Origin of the sequence: Selenomonas ruminantium AC2024 (assembly GCF_000687995.1) — a bacterium.
GTDB classification, from domain to species: Bacteria; Bacillota; Negativicutes; order Selenomonadales; family Selenomonadaceae; genus Selenomonas_A; species Selenomonas_A ruminantium_B.
Window position 1 is genome coordinate 257,500 of the sequence record NZ_JIAC01000001.1, and the last position, 14,680, is coordinate 272,179.

The 14,680-nt window shown below is 50.5% G+C and carries 16 protein-coding genes; 5 read left to right on the forward strand and 11 right to left on the reverse strand.

Features of this window, described 5'->3' with window-relative positions:
- Positions 1-202: 202 nt before the first annotated feature.
- A complete protein-coding gene (locus tag P157_RS0101170; RefSeq protein ID WP_026759392.1) occupies positions 203-640 on the forward strand; it encodes a hypothetical protein in 438 nt (145 codons plus the stop codon).
- Positions 641-704: 64 nt separating this feature from the next.
- Positions 705-887 (forward strand): type I toxin-antitoxin system Fst family toxin, encoded by a 183-nt coding sequence (locus P157_RS15380; RefSeq protein WP_155266680.1) that lies wholly within the window; start codon positions 705-707, stop codon positions 885-887.
- Positions 888-1,101: 214 nt separating this feature from the next.
- On the opposite strand, the gene P157_RS0101180 is transcribed toward P157_RS15380, so the two are convergent.
- From P157_RS0101180 to ulaG, 7 genes are all read right to left on the reverse strand, one after another.
- Complete coding sequence (locus tag P157_RS0101180; RefSeq protein WP_026759393.1) at positions 1,102-1,803, reverse strand: L-ribulose-5-phosphate 4-epimerase; 702 nt, start codon at positions 1,801-1,803, stop codon at positions 1,102-1,104.
- A 151-nt stretch (positions 1,804-1,954) separates the two neighbouring features.
- On the reverse strand, positions 1,955-3,001 hold the full coding sequence (locus P157_RS15385; RefSeq protein ID WP_026759394.1) for a hypothetical protein: 1,047 nt from the start codon (positions 2,999-3,001) through the stop codon (positions 1,955-1,957).
- 15 nt (positions 3,002-3,016) lie between these two features.
- A complete protein-coding gene (locus P157_RS15390; RefSeq protein ID WP_037368054.1) occupies positions 3,017-3,859 on the reverse strand; it encodes an L-ribulose-5-phosphate 3-epimerase in 843 nt (280 codons plus the stop codon).
- Between the two features lie 734 nt (positions 3,860-4,593).
- Positions 4,594-4,881: a PTS sugar transporter subunit IIB gene (locus P157_RS0101195; protein WP_037353343.1), complete on the reverse strand. Its 288-nt coding sequence runs from the start codon at positions 4,879-4,881 to the stop codon at positions 4,594-4,596.
- Positions 4,882-4,919: 38 nt separating this feature from the next.
- Positions 4,920-6,407 carry a PTS ascorbate transporter subunit IIC gene (locus P157_RS0101200; RefSeq protein ID WP_026759397.1) on the reverse strand — a complete coding sequence of 496 codons (1,488 nt, stop codon included), beginning with the start codon at positions 6,405-6,407 and terminating at the stop codon, positions 4,920-4,922.
- A gap of 73 nt (positions 6,408-6,480) precedes the next feature.
- On the reverse strand, positions 6,481-6,921 hold the full coding sequence (locus tag P157_RS0101205) for a PTS sugar transporter subunit IIA (RefSeq protein WP_026759398.1): 441 nt from the start codon (positions 6,919-6,921) through the stop codon (positions 6,481-6,483).
- A gap of 18 nt (positions 6,922-6,939) precedes the next feature.
- Positions 6,940-8,043 carry an L-ascorbate 6-phosphate lactonase gene (ulaG, locus tag P157_RS0101210; RefSeq protein ID WP_026759399.1) on the reverse strand — a complete coding sequence of 368 codons (1,104 nt, stop codon included), beginning with the start codon at positions 8,041-8,043 and terminating at the stop codon, positions 6,940-6,942.
- Between the two features lie 314 nt (positions 8,044-8,357).
- Here ulaG and P157_RS0101215 point away from each other — a divergent pair, with 314 nt between their 5' ends.
- The 3 genes from P157_RS0101215 (at position 8,358) to P157_RS0101225 (ending at position 9,954) form a co-directional block, all read left to right on the forward strand.
- On the forward strand, positions 8,358-9,143 hold the full coding sequence (locus tag P157_RS0101215; RefSeq protein ID WP_026759400.1) for a DeoR/GlpR family DNA-binding transcription regulator: 786 nt from the start codon (positions 8,358-8,360) through the stop codon (positions 9,141-9,143).
- Between the two features lie 208 nt (positions 9,144-9,351).
- A complete protein-coding gene (locus P157_RS0101220; RefSeq protein ID WP_143035163.1) occupies positions 9,352-9,639 on the forward strand; it encodes a hypothetical protein in 288 nt (95 codons plus the stop codon).
- A gap of 36 nt (positions 9,640-9,675) precedes the next feature.
- Complete coding sequence (locus tag P157_RS0101225; protein WP_026759402.1) at positions 9,676-9,954, forward strand: hypothetical protein; 279 nt, start codon at positions 9,676-9,678, stop codon at positions 9,952-9,954.
- A 75-nt stretch (positions 9,955-10,029) separates the two neighbouring features.
- Here the strand turns inward: P157_RS0101225 and P157_RS0101230 are convergent, their stop codons facing one another.
- The 4 genes from P157_RS0101230 to P157_RS0101245 form a co-directional block, all read right to left on the reverse strand.
- Positions 10,030-10,833: an HAD family hydrolase gene (locus tag P157_RS0101230; protein WP_026759403.1), complete on the reverse strand. Its 804-nt coding sequence runs from the start codon at positions 10,831-10,833 to the stop codon at positions 10,030-10,032.
- An 87-nt stretch (positions 10,834-10,920) separates the two neighbouring features.
- Complete coding sequence (locus P157_RS0101235; RefSeq protein ID WP_026759404.1) at positions 10,921-11,742, reverse strand: HAD-IIB family hydrolase; 822 nt, start codon at positions 11,740-11,742, stop codon at positions 10,921-10,923.
- Between the two features lie 13 nt (positions 11,743-11,755).
- Positions 11,756-12,520, reverse strand: coding sequence for a response regulator transcription factor (locus tag P157_RS0101240; protein WP_026759405.1), 765 nt, complete (start codon positions 12,518-12,520; stop codon positions 11,756-11,758).
- A complete protein-coding gene (locus tag P157_RS0101245; RefSeq protein ID WP_026759406.1) occupies positions 12,513-14,060 on the reverse strand; it encodes a cache domain-containing sensor histidine kinase in 1,548 nt (515 codons plus the stop codon). The genes P157_RS0101240 and P157_RS0101245 overlap by 8 nt, the downstream gene beginning before the upstream one ends.
- Positions 14,061-14,680: the final 620 nt, after the last annotated feature.

The window sequence follows — 14,680 nt, forward strand, 5'->3', positions numbered from 1 at the left end:
CATGTCCCACTTTCCCGGACATGAACTCTAGGGTTCACCTTCGTTTTAGGATAGGTGTATTATAGCACAAAGACAAAAGACATGGCAAGAGGCATTTTGTATTTTCTGTGTAAACTCGTAAACTTTTATTTACTAGAAATATCTGTTATACTAAAGACAAAAATGTCCACGAAAATACATACTTATAAGGAGGAAAACCGTCATGTCCGAGGAAACTGCAGAAAAAAAAGAACTTGACCCGCTGATTACCCAGCCCCACGGGGTGGAACAGCAGGCCAAGATGGAAATTGTCAACATGATTCACAGCGGGGAATCCCCCTTTGACATCATCTACCATATGGCCAAGCGCCTCGAAAAATCCTCTGGCGAACCCGGCTACGCCCAATACGTCGAAGACCAGATTCGCGCCGTCTATGGCTTCGCCCTGCAGCATGTCAAGCCCATGCGCGACGAACTGCGCGACGTCGAAGAACGCCTCGAACGCATCAAAAAATCCTACGAGAACCCCGAATTCACCGAAGAAGAACACATCCGCATCGGCTTTGCCATCGAGCGCCACAAGAAGAACATCGAGCGCCTCAAAACCATGATTCAAAAAGCCGAAGCCGACGGCGAGGACGCCACCATTCAGAAAAACTAAATCCACACAAAAGCTCCCCATGACTACCAAGCCATGAGGAGCCTTTCTTTAGCGCTTCATGTTAATGTCCACGTTGGACATTGCACTAAAAAGTCTTTATTATTCGGTACATTCACGTTATAATATATATGCCGCCTTGCGAGAGGAGGTGAGTTACCCTTTGTTCAAAAGAATCGTGGAGTTGATACTAGCTCCGCTGATAGTGGGAATCCTGGTTGAACTTTTCAGCTACTGGCTTAACCACTAACAGCAAATTAGTAGAGAAAGCCCCTAGGACGGCCATCCTAGGGGCTTTCGAGTTACCCTTTATTCTTATCGTGCCTTTATTATAGCACCTAATTATCCTACAATGCAAGAACAAAATCAGCACGAACAGTTCCCCATGACTACCAAGCCATGAGGAGCCTTTCTTTACCGCTTCATGTTAATCAGTGCCTCTAACAATGGTCACTCTTATCGTCTTATTTTTTCTTCTGCCCGTAATAAGCATTGGGGCCGTGTTTGCGCAGGAAGTGCTTGTCGAGCAGCACCTGCGGCATGGGGTCGCGGTCCTGCGTGAGCATCTGGGTATGGAAGGCCATCATGGCAACTTCTTCAAGCACGACGGCATTGTGTACGGCATTGAAGCAGTCCGTCCCCCAGGTGAAGGGGCCATGATTCTTCACGAGCACTGCCGGCACATAATCCGGATTGATGCCGTATTTCTTGAAGCGTTCCACAGCTACCACGCCAGTGTTGTACTCGTAAGCGCCCTTGATTTCTTCCTCGGTCATATCGCGTGTGCAGGGAATTTCGCCGTAGAAATAATCTCCCTGCGTTGTGCCATAAGCGCGCACACCCTGTCCAGCCTGCGCAAAAATTGTAGCCCAGCGGGAATGCGTATGCACCACGCCGCCAATGTTGGGGAATTCCTTGTAGAAAATCCGATGCGTTTCCGTATCGGAAGACGGATTGAGGTCGCCTTCCACCTTGTTGCCGCCCAAATCCACTACGACCATATCCGACGGCTTCATCACATCATACTCTACCCCGGACGGCTTGATGACAAACAAGCCCTTCTCCCGGTCAATCCCGGAAACATTGCCCCAGGTAAAGGTAATCAGATTATGCTTCGGCAAAAGCATATTGGCTTCATAGACTTTCTCTTTCAGTTCTTCTAACATACGTTCCCCTCCAACAATGTGCAGTGCACACTTATTACCGATTGTTATTCATTGGAATTGCTTATACACATATCATACACCACTAGGATTGGCATTTCAATAGTTTTGAAAAATTTTTGTGCTCGTACACAAACAGTCATCAACAACCGATTTACTTCGTCAGCTCATACATCGCAATCTCATTGATTTCGCGGTTAGCCCCAATCAGGATTTCCTTCCCATCATGGGTATAATGCAGTACATTGGCAGCGCCGCAGCCTTCATCGAGTTTATCGGCCACATATTTGCCGTCTTTGTACGTAAACGCTAGCAAATACCTTTCGCCCTTACGATGGCCGATGATAAAGGTATTTTCTCCGTTAACCTTCCCGCCGAAGATGGCATGGAGGAATTCCAGTTTTTCGGGATAGGTATAGGCCACTTCAAACCTGCCATCTTTCTGTTCGTAGATGTTGATGGTATCGCCATGAAACGGAGCCAGAGCGCAAAGTTCTTCCACACCGTCACCGTTGAGGTCCATGAGCAGGGCATCGCTGGCTGCATCGCTCGTGAGTTCTTTTACTTCCCATTCACCGCCAGCAGTTTTCGGTGGGAAGAACTGGAACACACCGTTATCGCAGGAAACTACTGCCGAAGTGGAGCCGTCCTTTTCCTCATGCAGATAATAGCCGTGATTCTTGAGCATATTGTCCTTGAGGACCGTCAGTTCCAGCTGATTATCGTCATTGTAACCGGAGAGGTCGTCCGGCAGCTCGGCTACGAACACCTTTCCGGGGAAACGCCAGTCATCTTTGTATTCATGGTCAGATTTCAGCGCACAGGCAATGATGTAGTTCTTGCCGCCCGCCTGCAGGATGCCGAAACGGTGCACAAACGGCAGGTCAACCAGCGTGCGCACTTCCCAATCGTTCTTACCGCGCGGCGTAACCACAACGATGGAGGCTTCCTTGGAGTCATTCGGCGAATAGAATTTGCGGGTTGCCAGGAACTGGCCATCCGTGCCCGGCACCTGTACCATGGTCATTACCCCGCCGGGGCCTTCCCAAACCGTTTCTTCAATCTCACCATCGAGGCTGATGAGATAACAGTTGTTGACCTTTTCTGCAGCACAGAGGAAATGGTCCTTGCCCTGATAATGGAGCATGGCCAGAGAATAACATTTTTCGAGTTCACCGATAACTTTTTTCGTTGCTTTCATTATATAACACCTCTATTAATTCATCTTGTCCAAACGGCTGCGCATAAATTCGCTGGCCTTCTTGAGTTCGGCCTTGTAGTCCTGCCCGTCCAAGTACCAGAATTCCGCCACATAGCGGCGCACGCCCAATTCCCAGCTGGTCTTAATGACCTGCTCAAAATCCACATGGCCTGTGCCAAAGGGAATCTCGCGGTACCTGCCCGGCACGGTTTCCTTCAAATGCACCGCCACGATATGCCCCTTGCCGCGTTTGAGGTCTTCGGTCACATCGTCATTATAGAGCAGCGCCGCATTGGTGATATTACCCGAATCCGGATAAACACCCAGATACGGCGAATCCACGAGCTTCACATATTCCATGGCTTTTTTCACATTGTCCATAAACGGCGTTTCCATGGTTTCAAAGCCCATCTGAATCCCCTCTTTGCCTGCCATTTCAGCAGCAATTTTGAGGTTCTTCACGAAATCCGCCCGCGTCTTTTCCGAGCTTTCTTCATAATACACATCATAGCCTGCAAGCTGAATGGTACGGACACCCAAATCCGCCGCCAGTTTCACGGCCTTTTCCATGATGGCCAGGCTCTTTTTCTGCTTCTCCATATCCGGGCAGCCCAAAGGATACTTGCGGTGCCCCGACAAACAGATGGAGCGGAACGGTACCCCCACAGCCCGCATAGCTGCGCGAATGCTGTCTCTTTCCCCTTCGCTCATATCCAGACGAGCCAGCTTCGCATCCGTTTCGTCAATACTCATTTCCACATAATCAAAGCCCGCCTCTTTCGCCGCCTGCAGCTTTTCCACCCAGTTCAGCGTCCCTGGCATGGCTTTTTCATATAAACCTAACTGATATTTACACATAAAAATCGTCCTTTTCCCCATGTTATCTGACATTAATCCCTACGTTTGCAAATTAGACACACCTCAAATTGCGGTTTGTTAGTTCGTGGTAAAGGTATCTCGTTCATACGTGGTCAGGGGTGAACGGGGAGTAATTTTTCTGTCTTCCGCTAAACGACCCCTTCGGATAAAATAGCGGTCCAGTTACTCGCGCCGGGCAGGCCAACGGCGCTGCTTTCAACGTGTTTGCTTAGCGACTTCCTACAGGGGCCGGCCTTCACTGCGTTCAGGCAGTCGCTCCCTACAGAAAAATCACTCCCCGTTCGCCCCAAGTTGCGGATTAGCCTATTGTCACGAACTCGTTGCTCTCCCGTAGCAAGAACATCGATGTACTTGTCGCTTATCAGCGAGAAAAATACATTTAATGCGGATGCAACTTAGGGCGGAGGTGGTGATGCTTTTCGCCGTGGAACGACTGTCCGAACGCAGTGAGGACTGGCCCACAAACGTTATCAGCTAAACATTGAGCTGAACATACGCGCCGCCGGTCTTGCCCGGCGCAGGTTACTAAAAAGGCCATACATTTACTTGCGGGCCATTTAGTTGAGCGGCGAAAAGTATTACCACCTCCGCCCCCACTGAGCTGTAACAAAAAACATATCAGCACGCACTAACAAACTGCACTTGATAAAAAAGTCCGTTGGCGTTTTCGTCAACGGACTTTTTCTGGCTATCTTTGTACTGCCAAACGTTTCTTATGCGTCAACGATATTGGCTTGAATTTTTTCTTCCATTTCTTTTTCTGCCAGCAGATTCTTCAGGCCGATAACCTTGGCCTTCGTGCCAGTGAACGTGCCCACGAGGGATTCGGAGCAGAACACCACATCATAGTTGTTGGCCTGAGATTTGGCGTCGCCTACGTTGGTATGATAGATTTCCGCATCGAGGCCCAATTTCTTGAACACCTTTTCGAGCTTCATCTTGATAATCTGGGAAGAACCCATACCAGAACCACATGCAGCGATAACTTTTAATTTAGCCATTTTCAAGCACTCCTTTATAAAACACTTTGTTAAAATCTTTAATCAATAACTACCTGATCCACAGGCACGCCCTGTTTCTTGGCGAGGATTTCTTTATACTTGTCGAAGTCTTCGGCAATTACAAAGTAAGTATCTTTGTTCTTCGCGTAGAGAATCTGCGGGATTGCCAGCAGCAGGATTACTACCGCGGCTACACCAATGTACTGGAAGTTTTCCATAATCACACCGATGAAGGGCCAAACTGCATCCCAGTCGAAGTTGCCGTGCCAGCCACCGAAGTTACCCGTGGTGAAGTGGTAAGCAGCAAAGCCGCCGCCCAGTACCTGAATGATACCGGAGCAGAAGGGAATAATGGCTGCAGCGCGGATACCGCCGAGGCGGTTAGCAAATACAGCAAAGGTTGCATTATCGAAGAACAGGGGTACGAACCCGGAGATAATCAGAATCGGGCTGTTGAACACAATCAGGCCCATGATGGCCAGGAACTGACCGAAAGCACCGAACAGGAAGCCGAAGGTTACTGCGTTGGGATGACCAAAACCATAGGTTGCGGCGCAGTCCACTGCAGGCACGGAACCAGGCAGGAGTTTTTCGGAAATACCCTGGAAGGAATTCGTGAGTTCGGATACGAATGTACGAACACCAAGCTGCAGGATAGTCAGGTAAACGGCGAAGTTCAAGGATTTTTCGAGGATGTAGAAACCGAAGTTCTGCTTAGCACCGAAGCCCTTATCAATCTGATGCATGAGGTCCGGGCCGAGAATCGTGATAATCGTACCGAAGAAGATGGTCATGAGTACGCCCGTTGCTACCATGTTTTCATTGAAGATGGACAGGAAACCGGGCAGTTTGAGGTTTTCCAAAGAGTTTTTCGGATTGCCGATTTTCTTGGCAATCTTGGATACGAGGAAGATACCAAACATCTGCTGGTGACCAGTTGCAAAGCCGCCGCCTTCGGTGAGTTTGGCTACCGGTTCAACGGTGAGGTTAGAAGCAACTGCCCAGTAAGTACCCAAGAGGATACCGAGCATAACAACAACCTGCGGGTCCATAAGGCCCGGGAAGCAGAACAGCACGAGCCAGAGAGCCGTGGAGGACTGCTGTACCATAACGTGACCAGTAATAAAGAGCGTACGAATCTTCGTATATCTGCGGAACAATACCAAAAGGATATTCATGGTGAATGCAATCAGCAGAACCATCATCATCATCGAGAAGGAACGGCCGATATTTTCTACCGAAGCCTGGGCAGCTGCCTGACCGAAGTACGGGTCAATAACCGCTGCGGAGAGTTCAAATCTGTCCTTGAGCCCTGCAAGCACCGGACGGAAGTTACCAACCAAGCCGCCGCTGGCTACGTTCAAAATCATGTAACCAACTGTACCTTTGATGAAGCCCGCCAGACATTCATACCATTTCTTGCCCAAAAGAGCGTAACCGGCAAAGACGATAAAGCCGATGAAGAAGGCCGGTTTCGTCAGGATGTTGTTTTGGAAAAATTCCCAAACGGATAATAACATTTCCATAACTAGCTATTTCCCCACTTTCATTTTCTTTTCCCCTGAGGGGAGAACTCCTTCTCCCCTCGCCACAAAGCTTTTATTCCTCGATTTTCAGCAAATCTTCCGGCGTCTTCGCTTCCAGAACTTTTGCTACAATATCCTCATCGGATAAGGTTTCCGAAAGCGCCATCAGATTGTTGAGGTGAACTTCATCATCCGTTGCCGCGAGCACCACGAAGATGCGGGCATCTTTATCCGGGTCATTCGGGTCAAAGCTGACGGGCTTTTCCGTCTTCATGAAGCACATAGCCGTATCGTTTACGCCGCGGCCGCGCTCTGCATGCGGAATGCAGATGTTCGGGGCAATGACGATGTAAGGGCCGAGCTCCTCCACCTTTTCAATGATGATTTCGGGATATTCCTTCTCGATGGTGCCATCAGCCAGGAGCGGTGCGCAGGCTGCGCGAACCGCGTCACGCCAGTCATCGAAACCTTCATGGAAGGAATAGTGTTTTTTCTCCACAAATTCTTTGAACATTTACGATCACCTTTCAGATTACAAGCAGGAACGGAACGGGATATTCTGCGGATGCTCGAAGCAATCCTCGAAGCCCCGGCGATGATGGTAGTAGAGCTTATCCTTATCCTGCGGGTAAGTGTACTTACCGCCCACCTGCCAGAAGAAGGGATGGAATTTGTATTCGTTGCGGTCCTTCTTGAAGTCGTAGAGCACTTTGATTTCTTCACAGTCAGCCTGGAAGTTCGTCCATACATCCCAGTGGATGGGAACAACAACCTTGCACTGGAGGTTTTCCGCCATGCGCAGCACATCGATGGAAGTCATCTTGTCCTGCATGCCAATCGGGTTCTCACCGAAGGAACCAAAGGCCACATCAATGTCGTAATCCTTGCCGTGTTTTGCAAAGTAAATGGAGAAATGGCTGTCACCGGAGTGGTAAATGTTGCCGCCCGGGGTTTTGAGGAGGTAGTTAACTGCTTTTTCGTCCATGTCCGTCGGGCACTTGCCGGTGAGTTCTTCTCTGTCCGGGCCGGTGCTGTCCGTGGTCACGATGCAGGTTCTGTCGAAGCTGTCGAGGGCGATGATTTCGATATCCTTAATCTTAATCGTGTCACCCGGCTTTACGACCTGGCAGCGTTCACGAGGTACGCCCCATTTCACCCAGGTTTCCACGCTCTTTTCGGGGCCGATGAACGGAACCGGAATTTCCTTGCCGTTTTCATCCGTCGTGGTCATGCCGCTGTTGATGACGTGTGCGGCCCATTCAGCGGACATATGGTCCTGATGGTAATGGGTGGCGAGCACTGCATCCACATGCTTGAAAGCGAAGGGGTCAATGACAAACGGCACGTTGCGGAGGTTTGGCTGCATCGTGCGGCAGCCGCACATATTTGCCATCTGGTGGCCAACCTTCATCTTGCCATCGCCATGGGTGCGCTTGCCGTTGCCGCACCAGAGGTCAACCGTTACGTTGGCACCGCCCGGCGTCTTGAACCAAACGCCCGTGCAGCCCAGCCACCAAATGGAAACCTGACCTTCCGGAACGACCGCCTGCTCGATGTCCTCAACGAGCCAGGTGCCCCATTCCGGGAACGTGCTGTTAATCCAGGATTCTCTTGTCATCTCACTAATCTTGCTCATTTTGCCCCTCCTAATACTGTAAATAAGCATAACGAACATTTTATGTCGTTTTCCCCTTTGTTATGTTCGTTATTGGTCTAAATTATTTTATGCTCATATCATACACCACATTTACGCTTATTTCAAGTCTTTTTTTAATTATTTTTTCGTAAAACGACTTTTTTTCTTTATTTCATCCATAAAACAATCATTTATTGGTCACATTTGTCCTTGATTTATGCTCATTTACGTTTTATAATAGAATCAAGCGTATAAGAGCATAACCTGCTCACAACGCAAATAATAAGGAATAATACGCCAAGGAGGTTTTCTCCATGAAAAATAGCAAAAGCGTAGTCTTCAAGCGCCAGCAGGCCTTGTTAAAGGAACTGCGGGAGGAAAAGACCATCGATGTAGAAACGGTAGCCCAGAAGCTGAACGTCTCCCCCACCACCATCCGCCGGGATTTGGTAATGTTTGAAAAGCAGAACTTAATTGAACGGTTTCATGGCGGTGCTACATTATTAGAAGAATCCCTGCGGGAGGAAGACAACCCCACAGACAACCGTGAAGCTGAAGATAAAGAACAAAAACACATTATCGCCCGCTACGCGGCCGAACTGGTGGAGGACGGCGATACCATCTTCATTAATTCCAGTTCCACAGCCCTGCTGATGCTCGACTACTTAAAAGGAAAAAACGTCATCGTGGTGACCAATAACGGCTTTGCTGTCGGCCATCCCCATGACCCGCAGGTGGAAATCATTATGACCGGTGGCGAAATCTATCAGCGCCGCAAATCCCTCGTCGGCGAGTTCGCCCTGCACACCCTGACCAAAATCATCGCCGACAAGGCCTTTATCGGTGTCGGCGGCATCAGCGCCGAGGGCGGCATTACCACATCGGTACTCCCCGAAACCGCCGTAAACGAAACCATGCTGCGCCGCTGTCAGGGGAAACGCTATGTACTCGCTGCTAACAGCAAAATCGGGCGCGAGCACAACTTCCATAGTGCCGATGTCAATCAGGTCAACTGCCTGATTACCTGCAAAGGGGCGCCCTCCAATGAACTGGATGCCATACGGCATAGCGGTGTAGATGTAGTGGAACTCAATCTATAATTACAATTTAACTTCGATACATTAAGAAGCCCAGTGGCTGATAATACTTTTCCGCAGCTTAGACAAACATGTCTAACGCGACGGAAAAGCATATCAGCCACCGGGCTTAATTTTTTCAAAAATTTTTTCAAAAAGGCCACACACTTTTCAATCTCATGGATATAAAGAACAGAAAAAGAAATTACCAAGAGCGAAAGGGATGATTACAATGACCAGACAAAATCTTCTCAAACAGAATCCGATAAACGACGAACAGCTTGGCAAAGTGAACGGCGGCGCAATCCCCATCGGCCCCATCCTCAAGATTGTCGCTCCCATTATCTTACCGCCTGTAATTGAGCAGATACAAGAAACCCTAAAGAAACCGAAAGGCAATCCGGCCGTTCCCAACACCGACTTAAATCCATATGTAGACAAGGATGCAGTCCCTAAGAAAACTTACGATACCGGCGAACCAGTCCCCAATGAGGACTTAAACAAATATGTAGAGAAATAAAAACAACTATAGAGATACGAAAAGGAGTGTATTATCATGACGAAAGAAATCCTCACCAACAAACTGGCCAACGAACAGCTCAACCAGGTAAACGGCGGTACTTTTGACTCCAACAAGCATGATGAACGAATCTACAATCAGGCAGGCATGCGTACGGATTATGGTTTCTTTGCCAAAGATAAGTTCTTTATCAAAAATAAAGACGGCAAGGAAATTTCCATCACTTATGCACAGGCAAACTGGGCCGTTGAATACTGGATGAATCACAATAAGCAGGCAACCTACGAAATCGTCGCTGCAAACTGCAAAAAATAAATAGATTCCTGCTTACCCATTACAAAAGGCGATGCCCACCACCGGCATCGCCTTTCCTTATTCCCTATTCCTAGCTCAGCACAAGCCCTGCTCAATAAAGCCGCGGATGGTCTTCATCACCCCGTGTTCCGCATTGCTCGGTGCTACAAACCGTGCCGCTTCCTTTACCGGCGGGTAGGCATTTTCCATGGCGTAGCTGTAGTACGCCGCGCCCATCATTTCCAAATCGTTCATATAATCGCCAAACACCGCACATTCCTCCGGCTTAAGGCCCAGGCGTTTCTGCAGGGCTTTCACTGCCATGCCCTTGTTGGCCCCCTTGTTGGTCACATCCACCCAGAATGCACTGGCCAGCACCACCTGCATGGAATCGTAATACTTGGCAAACAGCGGATAAATCTTCTCCGCGGCATCCCCATCGGGAGTGAAGAAGGAAATCTTGATGGGTTCATCGGGAATATCGTCGAAGCTGTCCACGATTTCCACTGCGCGGAAATACTTCTTGAGCTCGCCCATCTGTTCCTCGGGCTGCTTGCCGCGCAGCAGGTACACCGTCTCTTTGCCGCAGAACACGTTGTAGATGCCATCTATCTCGTTGACGCTGTTGTAAATCTCCCGCGCCAGGTCCCTATCGATGATATCAGAAAAGAGTTCCTCCCCATGCTGGCGCACGATGGTGCCATTGTCGCTGACGAAGATAAACTTATCCTCGTACTTCTCAAAGCTTTTCAGCAGGGAAAAATACTGCCGCCCACTGGCGGGAGCAAACTGCACGCCCCGGGCATGCAGCGCATCCATCACCTCATCAAATTCCTGCGGCAGCTGACCGTTTTCATCCAGCAAAGTACCATCCATATCGGACAAAATCAACTTGATCATGTAATTCTCCTTATCTCACCTTTCCAAATCAATTCCAAGTATAACAAATCCCTGTGTGACTGTCGATAGCACACAGGGAATTTTGTATCAGGCAATATTGTTCACAATCCACGCCAGCAGGTGTTCTTCCACACGGCAGCCGACACGGTCAGCAATTTTTTTCGTATCCTCATGAGCGTTAGCCGGAGCAATGCCCATATCGGCTTCTGCCAGCATTTCATTGTCGTTGAGGTAATCGCCGCAGGCGATGATTTCAATGCCCGGCAGTTGTTCGCGGATGGACGCCACCATGGAGCCTTTGGACACGTCTTTGGCCACGAACTCGTAGTAATTGTCCTCGGAGTAGAAGCCGTTCGCCAAAGCCGCTACGCCCATCTGCTCGGCAAGCTGCACATATTTTTCCAGATGCGCGTGCTTGTCGCAGGCAAAGAATTTGAGCCACGGCGTCTTGGCCGTGTCCGTAAGTTTATCCAGCGCCGTATGCGCATAACGGTAATATTCGTGCGGCAGACGCGGGTCGTCGTTCGCCTCCGGCGTAACGATATGGCAGTTATCTGCCGTATAGACCTCGATGCAGGCCTCGGGAAATTCTGCCAATGCGCGCGCAGCAAAGGCTGGCCAGAGATTTTCCGTATCCTTTGCCGTCAGCGGCATGGTCTTGAGCACTTTTTTGGTCGCCCAGTCATAAAGCATGGCCCCGTTGAAGAACACGGACGGCGCATTTATCGGCAGTCCTTCCACATACCCGGCCGCCGCTTCGGGCGTGCGGCCCGTGGCTATAGCAAAACGGCCGCCGCCATCCACAAAGGCCTGAATGGCCGCTTTATTCTCTGCAGAAATCACGCCGCCCCGCGGAATCAACGTGCCGTCCAAATCGGAAATAATCATTTTGCCTGTATATTTACCCATAATCTTTTGCTCCTTACAGTTTTATACCAACGGTGATTTCCTGCATAAAGGCCTTGGGCGTGGTATGCAGATATTTCTTGAACATCTGGGTGAAATTCTTGTACTCGCCAAAGCCTGTCTGCTCGGCCACCTCGTAGACCCGCCAGGTGCCGGCCTGCAGCATTTCAATGGCCCGCTGCAGGCGGTACTGGGTCAAAAGATTCCCAAATGTCTGCCCTGTTTCTTCTTTGAGCTTGCGGGAAAGGTAGCTGGACGAAACGCCCAGTTCTGCGGCAATGGCCTCGCTGCTGAGCCGCCCCTGATAGCCCGCTTCGATGCGTTTGAGCACCGCCTGCACATAGGGATTGCCCGTATGATAGGCCGCCTTTAAGCCCTCGTCCCAAGAGAACGCTTCCTCTGCTGCCGGTTCTTTTGACTTGTCAATTTTGGCCAGTGCCCTTGCTAAATCCGCTTCGTTGACCGGTTTCAGCAGATAGTCGCAGACGTCTAAATGCAGGGCCGTCTGGGCATAGGAAAAATCCGCATAGCTGGTCAGATAGATGACCTTGGCTGGATTCTTCTCGGCTTTCAAGGTTTCCGTCAAAGCAATGCCGTCCATCACGGGCATCTTGATATCCGTCAGCACCACATCCGGGCCGGTTTCCTGAATAACCCGCAGGGCCTCCCGGCCGTTGGCGGCCTCGCCCACCACTCTGGCCCCCAGTTTCAGCCAGTCAATGGTACACACCAGCCCGCGGCGGATAATTTCTTCGTCTTCCACAATCACCAAATCAAGCATCTTGTGACTCCTTTTTGAGCAGGGGCAGGCACAGATGAATCTCCGTGCCGCCCGTTGCCGGACAGTCGATTTTAAGGCCGCATGCCTCGCCGTACAAGAGCTGCAGTCGCCGCTGCACATTGAACAGGCCCTTGTGGCTGCTGTTGTTGGCACTGCTCTGCAAGAGCGCTTGCAGCTCGGCCAGCTTCTCAGGCGCGATACCGTCGCCTGCGTCCTTTACCCGCACATTCAGCTGGCTCTCCTGCCACTCGATGCGGAAGTTAATTCGCAGATTGCCTTCTTCATCCTCGCCGTATTTGATGGCGTTTTCGAGCAGTGGCTGGAACAGGAGTTTCGGCACAGGCACCGTCTCCGCCCGCTTATCAATCTCCATCGTAAAATCCAGACGGCTGCCGAAGCGGTACTTCTGGATTTTCATATAGCTTGCCAGATACTTGATGTCCTCCTGCAAAGCCACCTGCCGCCCATCCTCGGCAATGCTGTAGCGCAGAAGCGCCGACAGCGCCATAATCATTTCCGTAGCCGCGCCAGGGTCAAGGCGCACCATGAATTTGATATTTTCTAGCGTATTAAAGAGAAAATGTGGATTGAACTGGGATTCGAGTTCCCTGAGTTCTGCAATGGTGGTGAGGTGGTCCAAAGCCTGCGCGGTCAGCTTACTCTCCCGGCGGACGCTGCGCAAAATCAACGGAATCATCAAGAGCACCGCCAGCACAATGGCCCCGGCGCCGATAATGTAGCGCACCAGCAAATCCGTGACAGGGGTCACGGCATAGAGGCGGTACTCCTCTCCGCCAAAGGGAACAGGGGTACTGGTCACATAGAAAATTTCTTTGCCCTTTTTCACCAATTCATTGTCCGCCGTGGCAAATTCGCCCAACAGCTTGCGGCTTTCCATGAAACGTTCTCCGCTCTTTTCGAGCCGGACATTGCCGAAATGGTCGGTGAGCAGCATGGGTACCCAGCTGTCGCTGGCCAGACTGTTCAAATAAGCCGCCGGAATGTCGTAGAGCAGATAGCCGGCCACTTCACCATCCACCACGATAGCCCGCCCGCAGAGCAAATCCTGCCCCATGGGCGCCGGCAAAAATTCCTGACAAACGGTAAAAGGTTCCTTCCCCAGCCGCTGCCATATGCCCCACTTTTTCTTCACCGGCAGGATGCCCTTGGGCAGTTTCTCCCGGCTGCCCAGGAGCACCTCGCCATCCTTATCCACCACATAAAAATCCGCCCCGGTATGGCCCACATCCTCATAAAGCCGCGCAAAGGCCGCGCCCCGCTTTTCGTCCTCCTGCCAACGCGACATATCCCTGCCCTTGGCCAGAAAATGCGCCGTAGCCGCCCCATGCTGGGAAAAATCATCACTGACCGCCGCCAGCTTCTCCGCAGCCTGCTCCCGCGCATCCCGATTTATCCCCACCACCGAATGACGCCAGCTGGCAAACATCAGCACCGAGCCAATAAAGGCCATAATCAGCAGCGGCACTACGGCATAAAGAAACAATGCGCGCTGCAGACGAGATTCAAAGTAACGGTGCATGGTGAGGGCTCCTTTCGTTTACGTTCTAAGTTACTACTACATTATAGCGAAAAATTACTGCCTTTTCAAAGGAAGTTCGTACAGTGGGCGCGGTGTGGGGGAGGTCAGCGCTCCGCTAATCCCCGCAGCTAAAATGCTTTTTTGTCTTTCAATTAAGTATCGGCAAAAATCAAAACTCGCTATCGCTCAAACAGTAGATTTTTACCGATAATATTGCGGTGGACAAAAAAGCATTTCTTCACGCTGCAGGGCTTACGCTCCACCGCCAACCTCCCCCACACCGCGCCCCCAAGATACCATTTTGTTATCAGCCACGATTCTTTCTCGCCGCCACGTTACTTTACAAAATTCCACGCCCAGCAGCTTCGCGGCAGGGCTGGGAGCCTGACCGCCTCGCATTAACTTGGTCTGGTCGGGACGGTTTGCCATAAGCGGCGCGTTTGGCCTTGGTCGTGAAGAAATCATTTTTTGCCAACCACTAAAATAGCGTGAAAAGCCAACTGTCTGAGCAAAGCGAGTTTTGGCTTTTCACGCTATATAAAGGGCAAAAAATGATTTTAGACCGAGGTCTTAGCGCAGCGTTGGCAAACCGTCCCGACCAGACCGGCCTCTGCTAATCT

Excerpts from the sequence above, each read along its gene's own strand:
- P157_RS0101170 (WP_026759392.1), top strand. The coding sequence starts at position 203 with ATGTCCGAGGAAACTGCAGAAAAAAAAGAACTTGACCCGCTGATTACC.
- P157_RS15380 (WP_155266680.1), top strand. The coding sequence starts at position 705 with ATGTCCACGTTGGACATTGCACTAAAAAGTCTTTATTATTCGGTACAT.
- P157_RS0101180 (WP_026759393.1), bottom strand. The coding sequence starts at position 1,803 with ATGTTAGAAGAACTGAAAGAGAAAGTCTATGAAGCCAATATGCTTTTG.
- P157_RS15385 (WP_026759394.1), bottom strand. The coding sequence starts at position 3,001 with ATGAAAGCAACGAAAAAAGTTATCGGTGAACTCGAAAAATGTTATTCT.
- P157_RS15390 (WP_037368054.1), bottom strand. The coding sequence starts at position 3,859 with ATGTGTAAATATCAGTTAGGTTTATATGAAAAAGCCATGCCAGGGACG.
- P157_RS0101195 (WP_037353343.1), bottom strand. The coding sequence starts at position 4,881 with ATGGCTAAATTAAAAGTTATCGCTGCATGTGGTTCTGGTATGGGTTCT.
- P157_RS0101200 (WP_026759397.1), bottom strand. The coding sequence starts at position 6,407 with ATGGAAATGTTATTATCCGTTTGGGAATTTTTCCAAAACAACATCCTG.
- P157_RS0101205 (WP_026759398.1), bottom strand. The coding sequence starts at position 6,921 with ATGTTCAAAGAATTTGTGGAGAAAAAACACTATTCCTTCCATGAAGGT.
- ulaG (WP_026759399.1), bottom strand. The coding sequence starts at position 8,043 with ATGAGCAAGATTAGTGAGATGACAAGAGAATCCTGGATTAACAGCACG.
- P157_RS0101215 (WP_026759400.1), top strand. The coding sequence starts at position 8,358 with ATGAAAAATAGCAAAAGCGTAGTCTTCAAGCGCCAGCAGGCCTTGTTA.
- P157_RS0101220 (WP_143035163.1), top strand. The coding sequence starts at position 9,352 with ATGACCAGACAAAATCTTCTCAAACAGAATCCGATAAACGACGAACAG.
- P157_RS0101225 (WP_026759402.1), top strand. The coding sequence starts at position 9,676 with ATGACGAAAGAAATCCTCACCAACAAACTGGCCAACGAACAGCTCAAC.
- P157_RS0101230 (WP_026759403.1), bottom strand. The coding sequence starts at position 10,833 with ATGATCAAGTTGATTTTGTCCGATATGGATGGTACTTTGCTGGATGAA.
- P157_RS0101235 (WP_026759404.1), bottom strand. The coding sequence starts at position 11,742 with ATGGGTAAATATACAGGCAAAATGATTATTTCCGATTTGGACGGCACG.
- P157_RS0101240 (WP_026759405.1), bottom strand. The coding sequence starts at position 12,520 with ATGCTTGATTTGGTGATTGTGGAAGACGAAGAAATTATCCGCCGCGGG.
- P157_RS0101245 (WP_026759406.1), bottom strand. The coding sequence starts at position 14,060 with ATGCACCGTTACTTTGAATCTCGTCTGCAGCGCGCATTGTTTCTTTAT.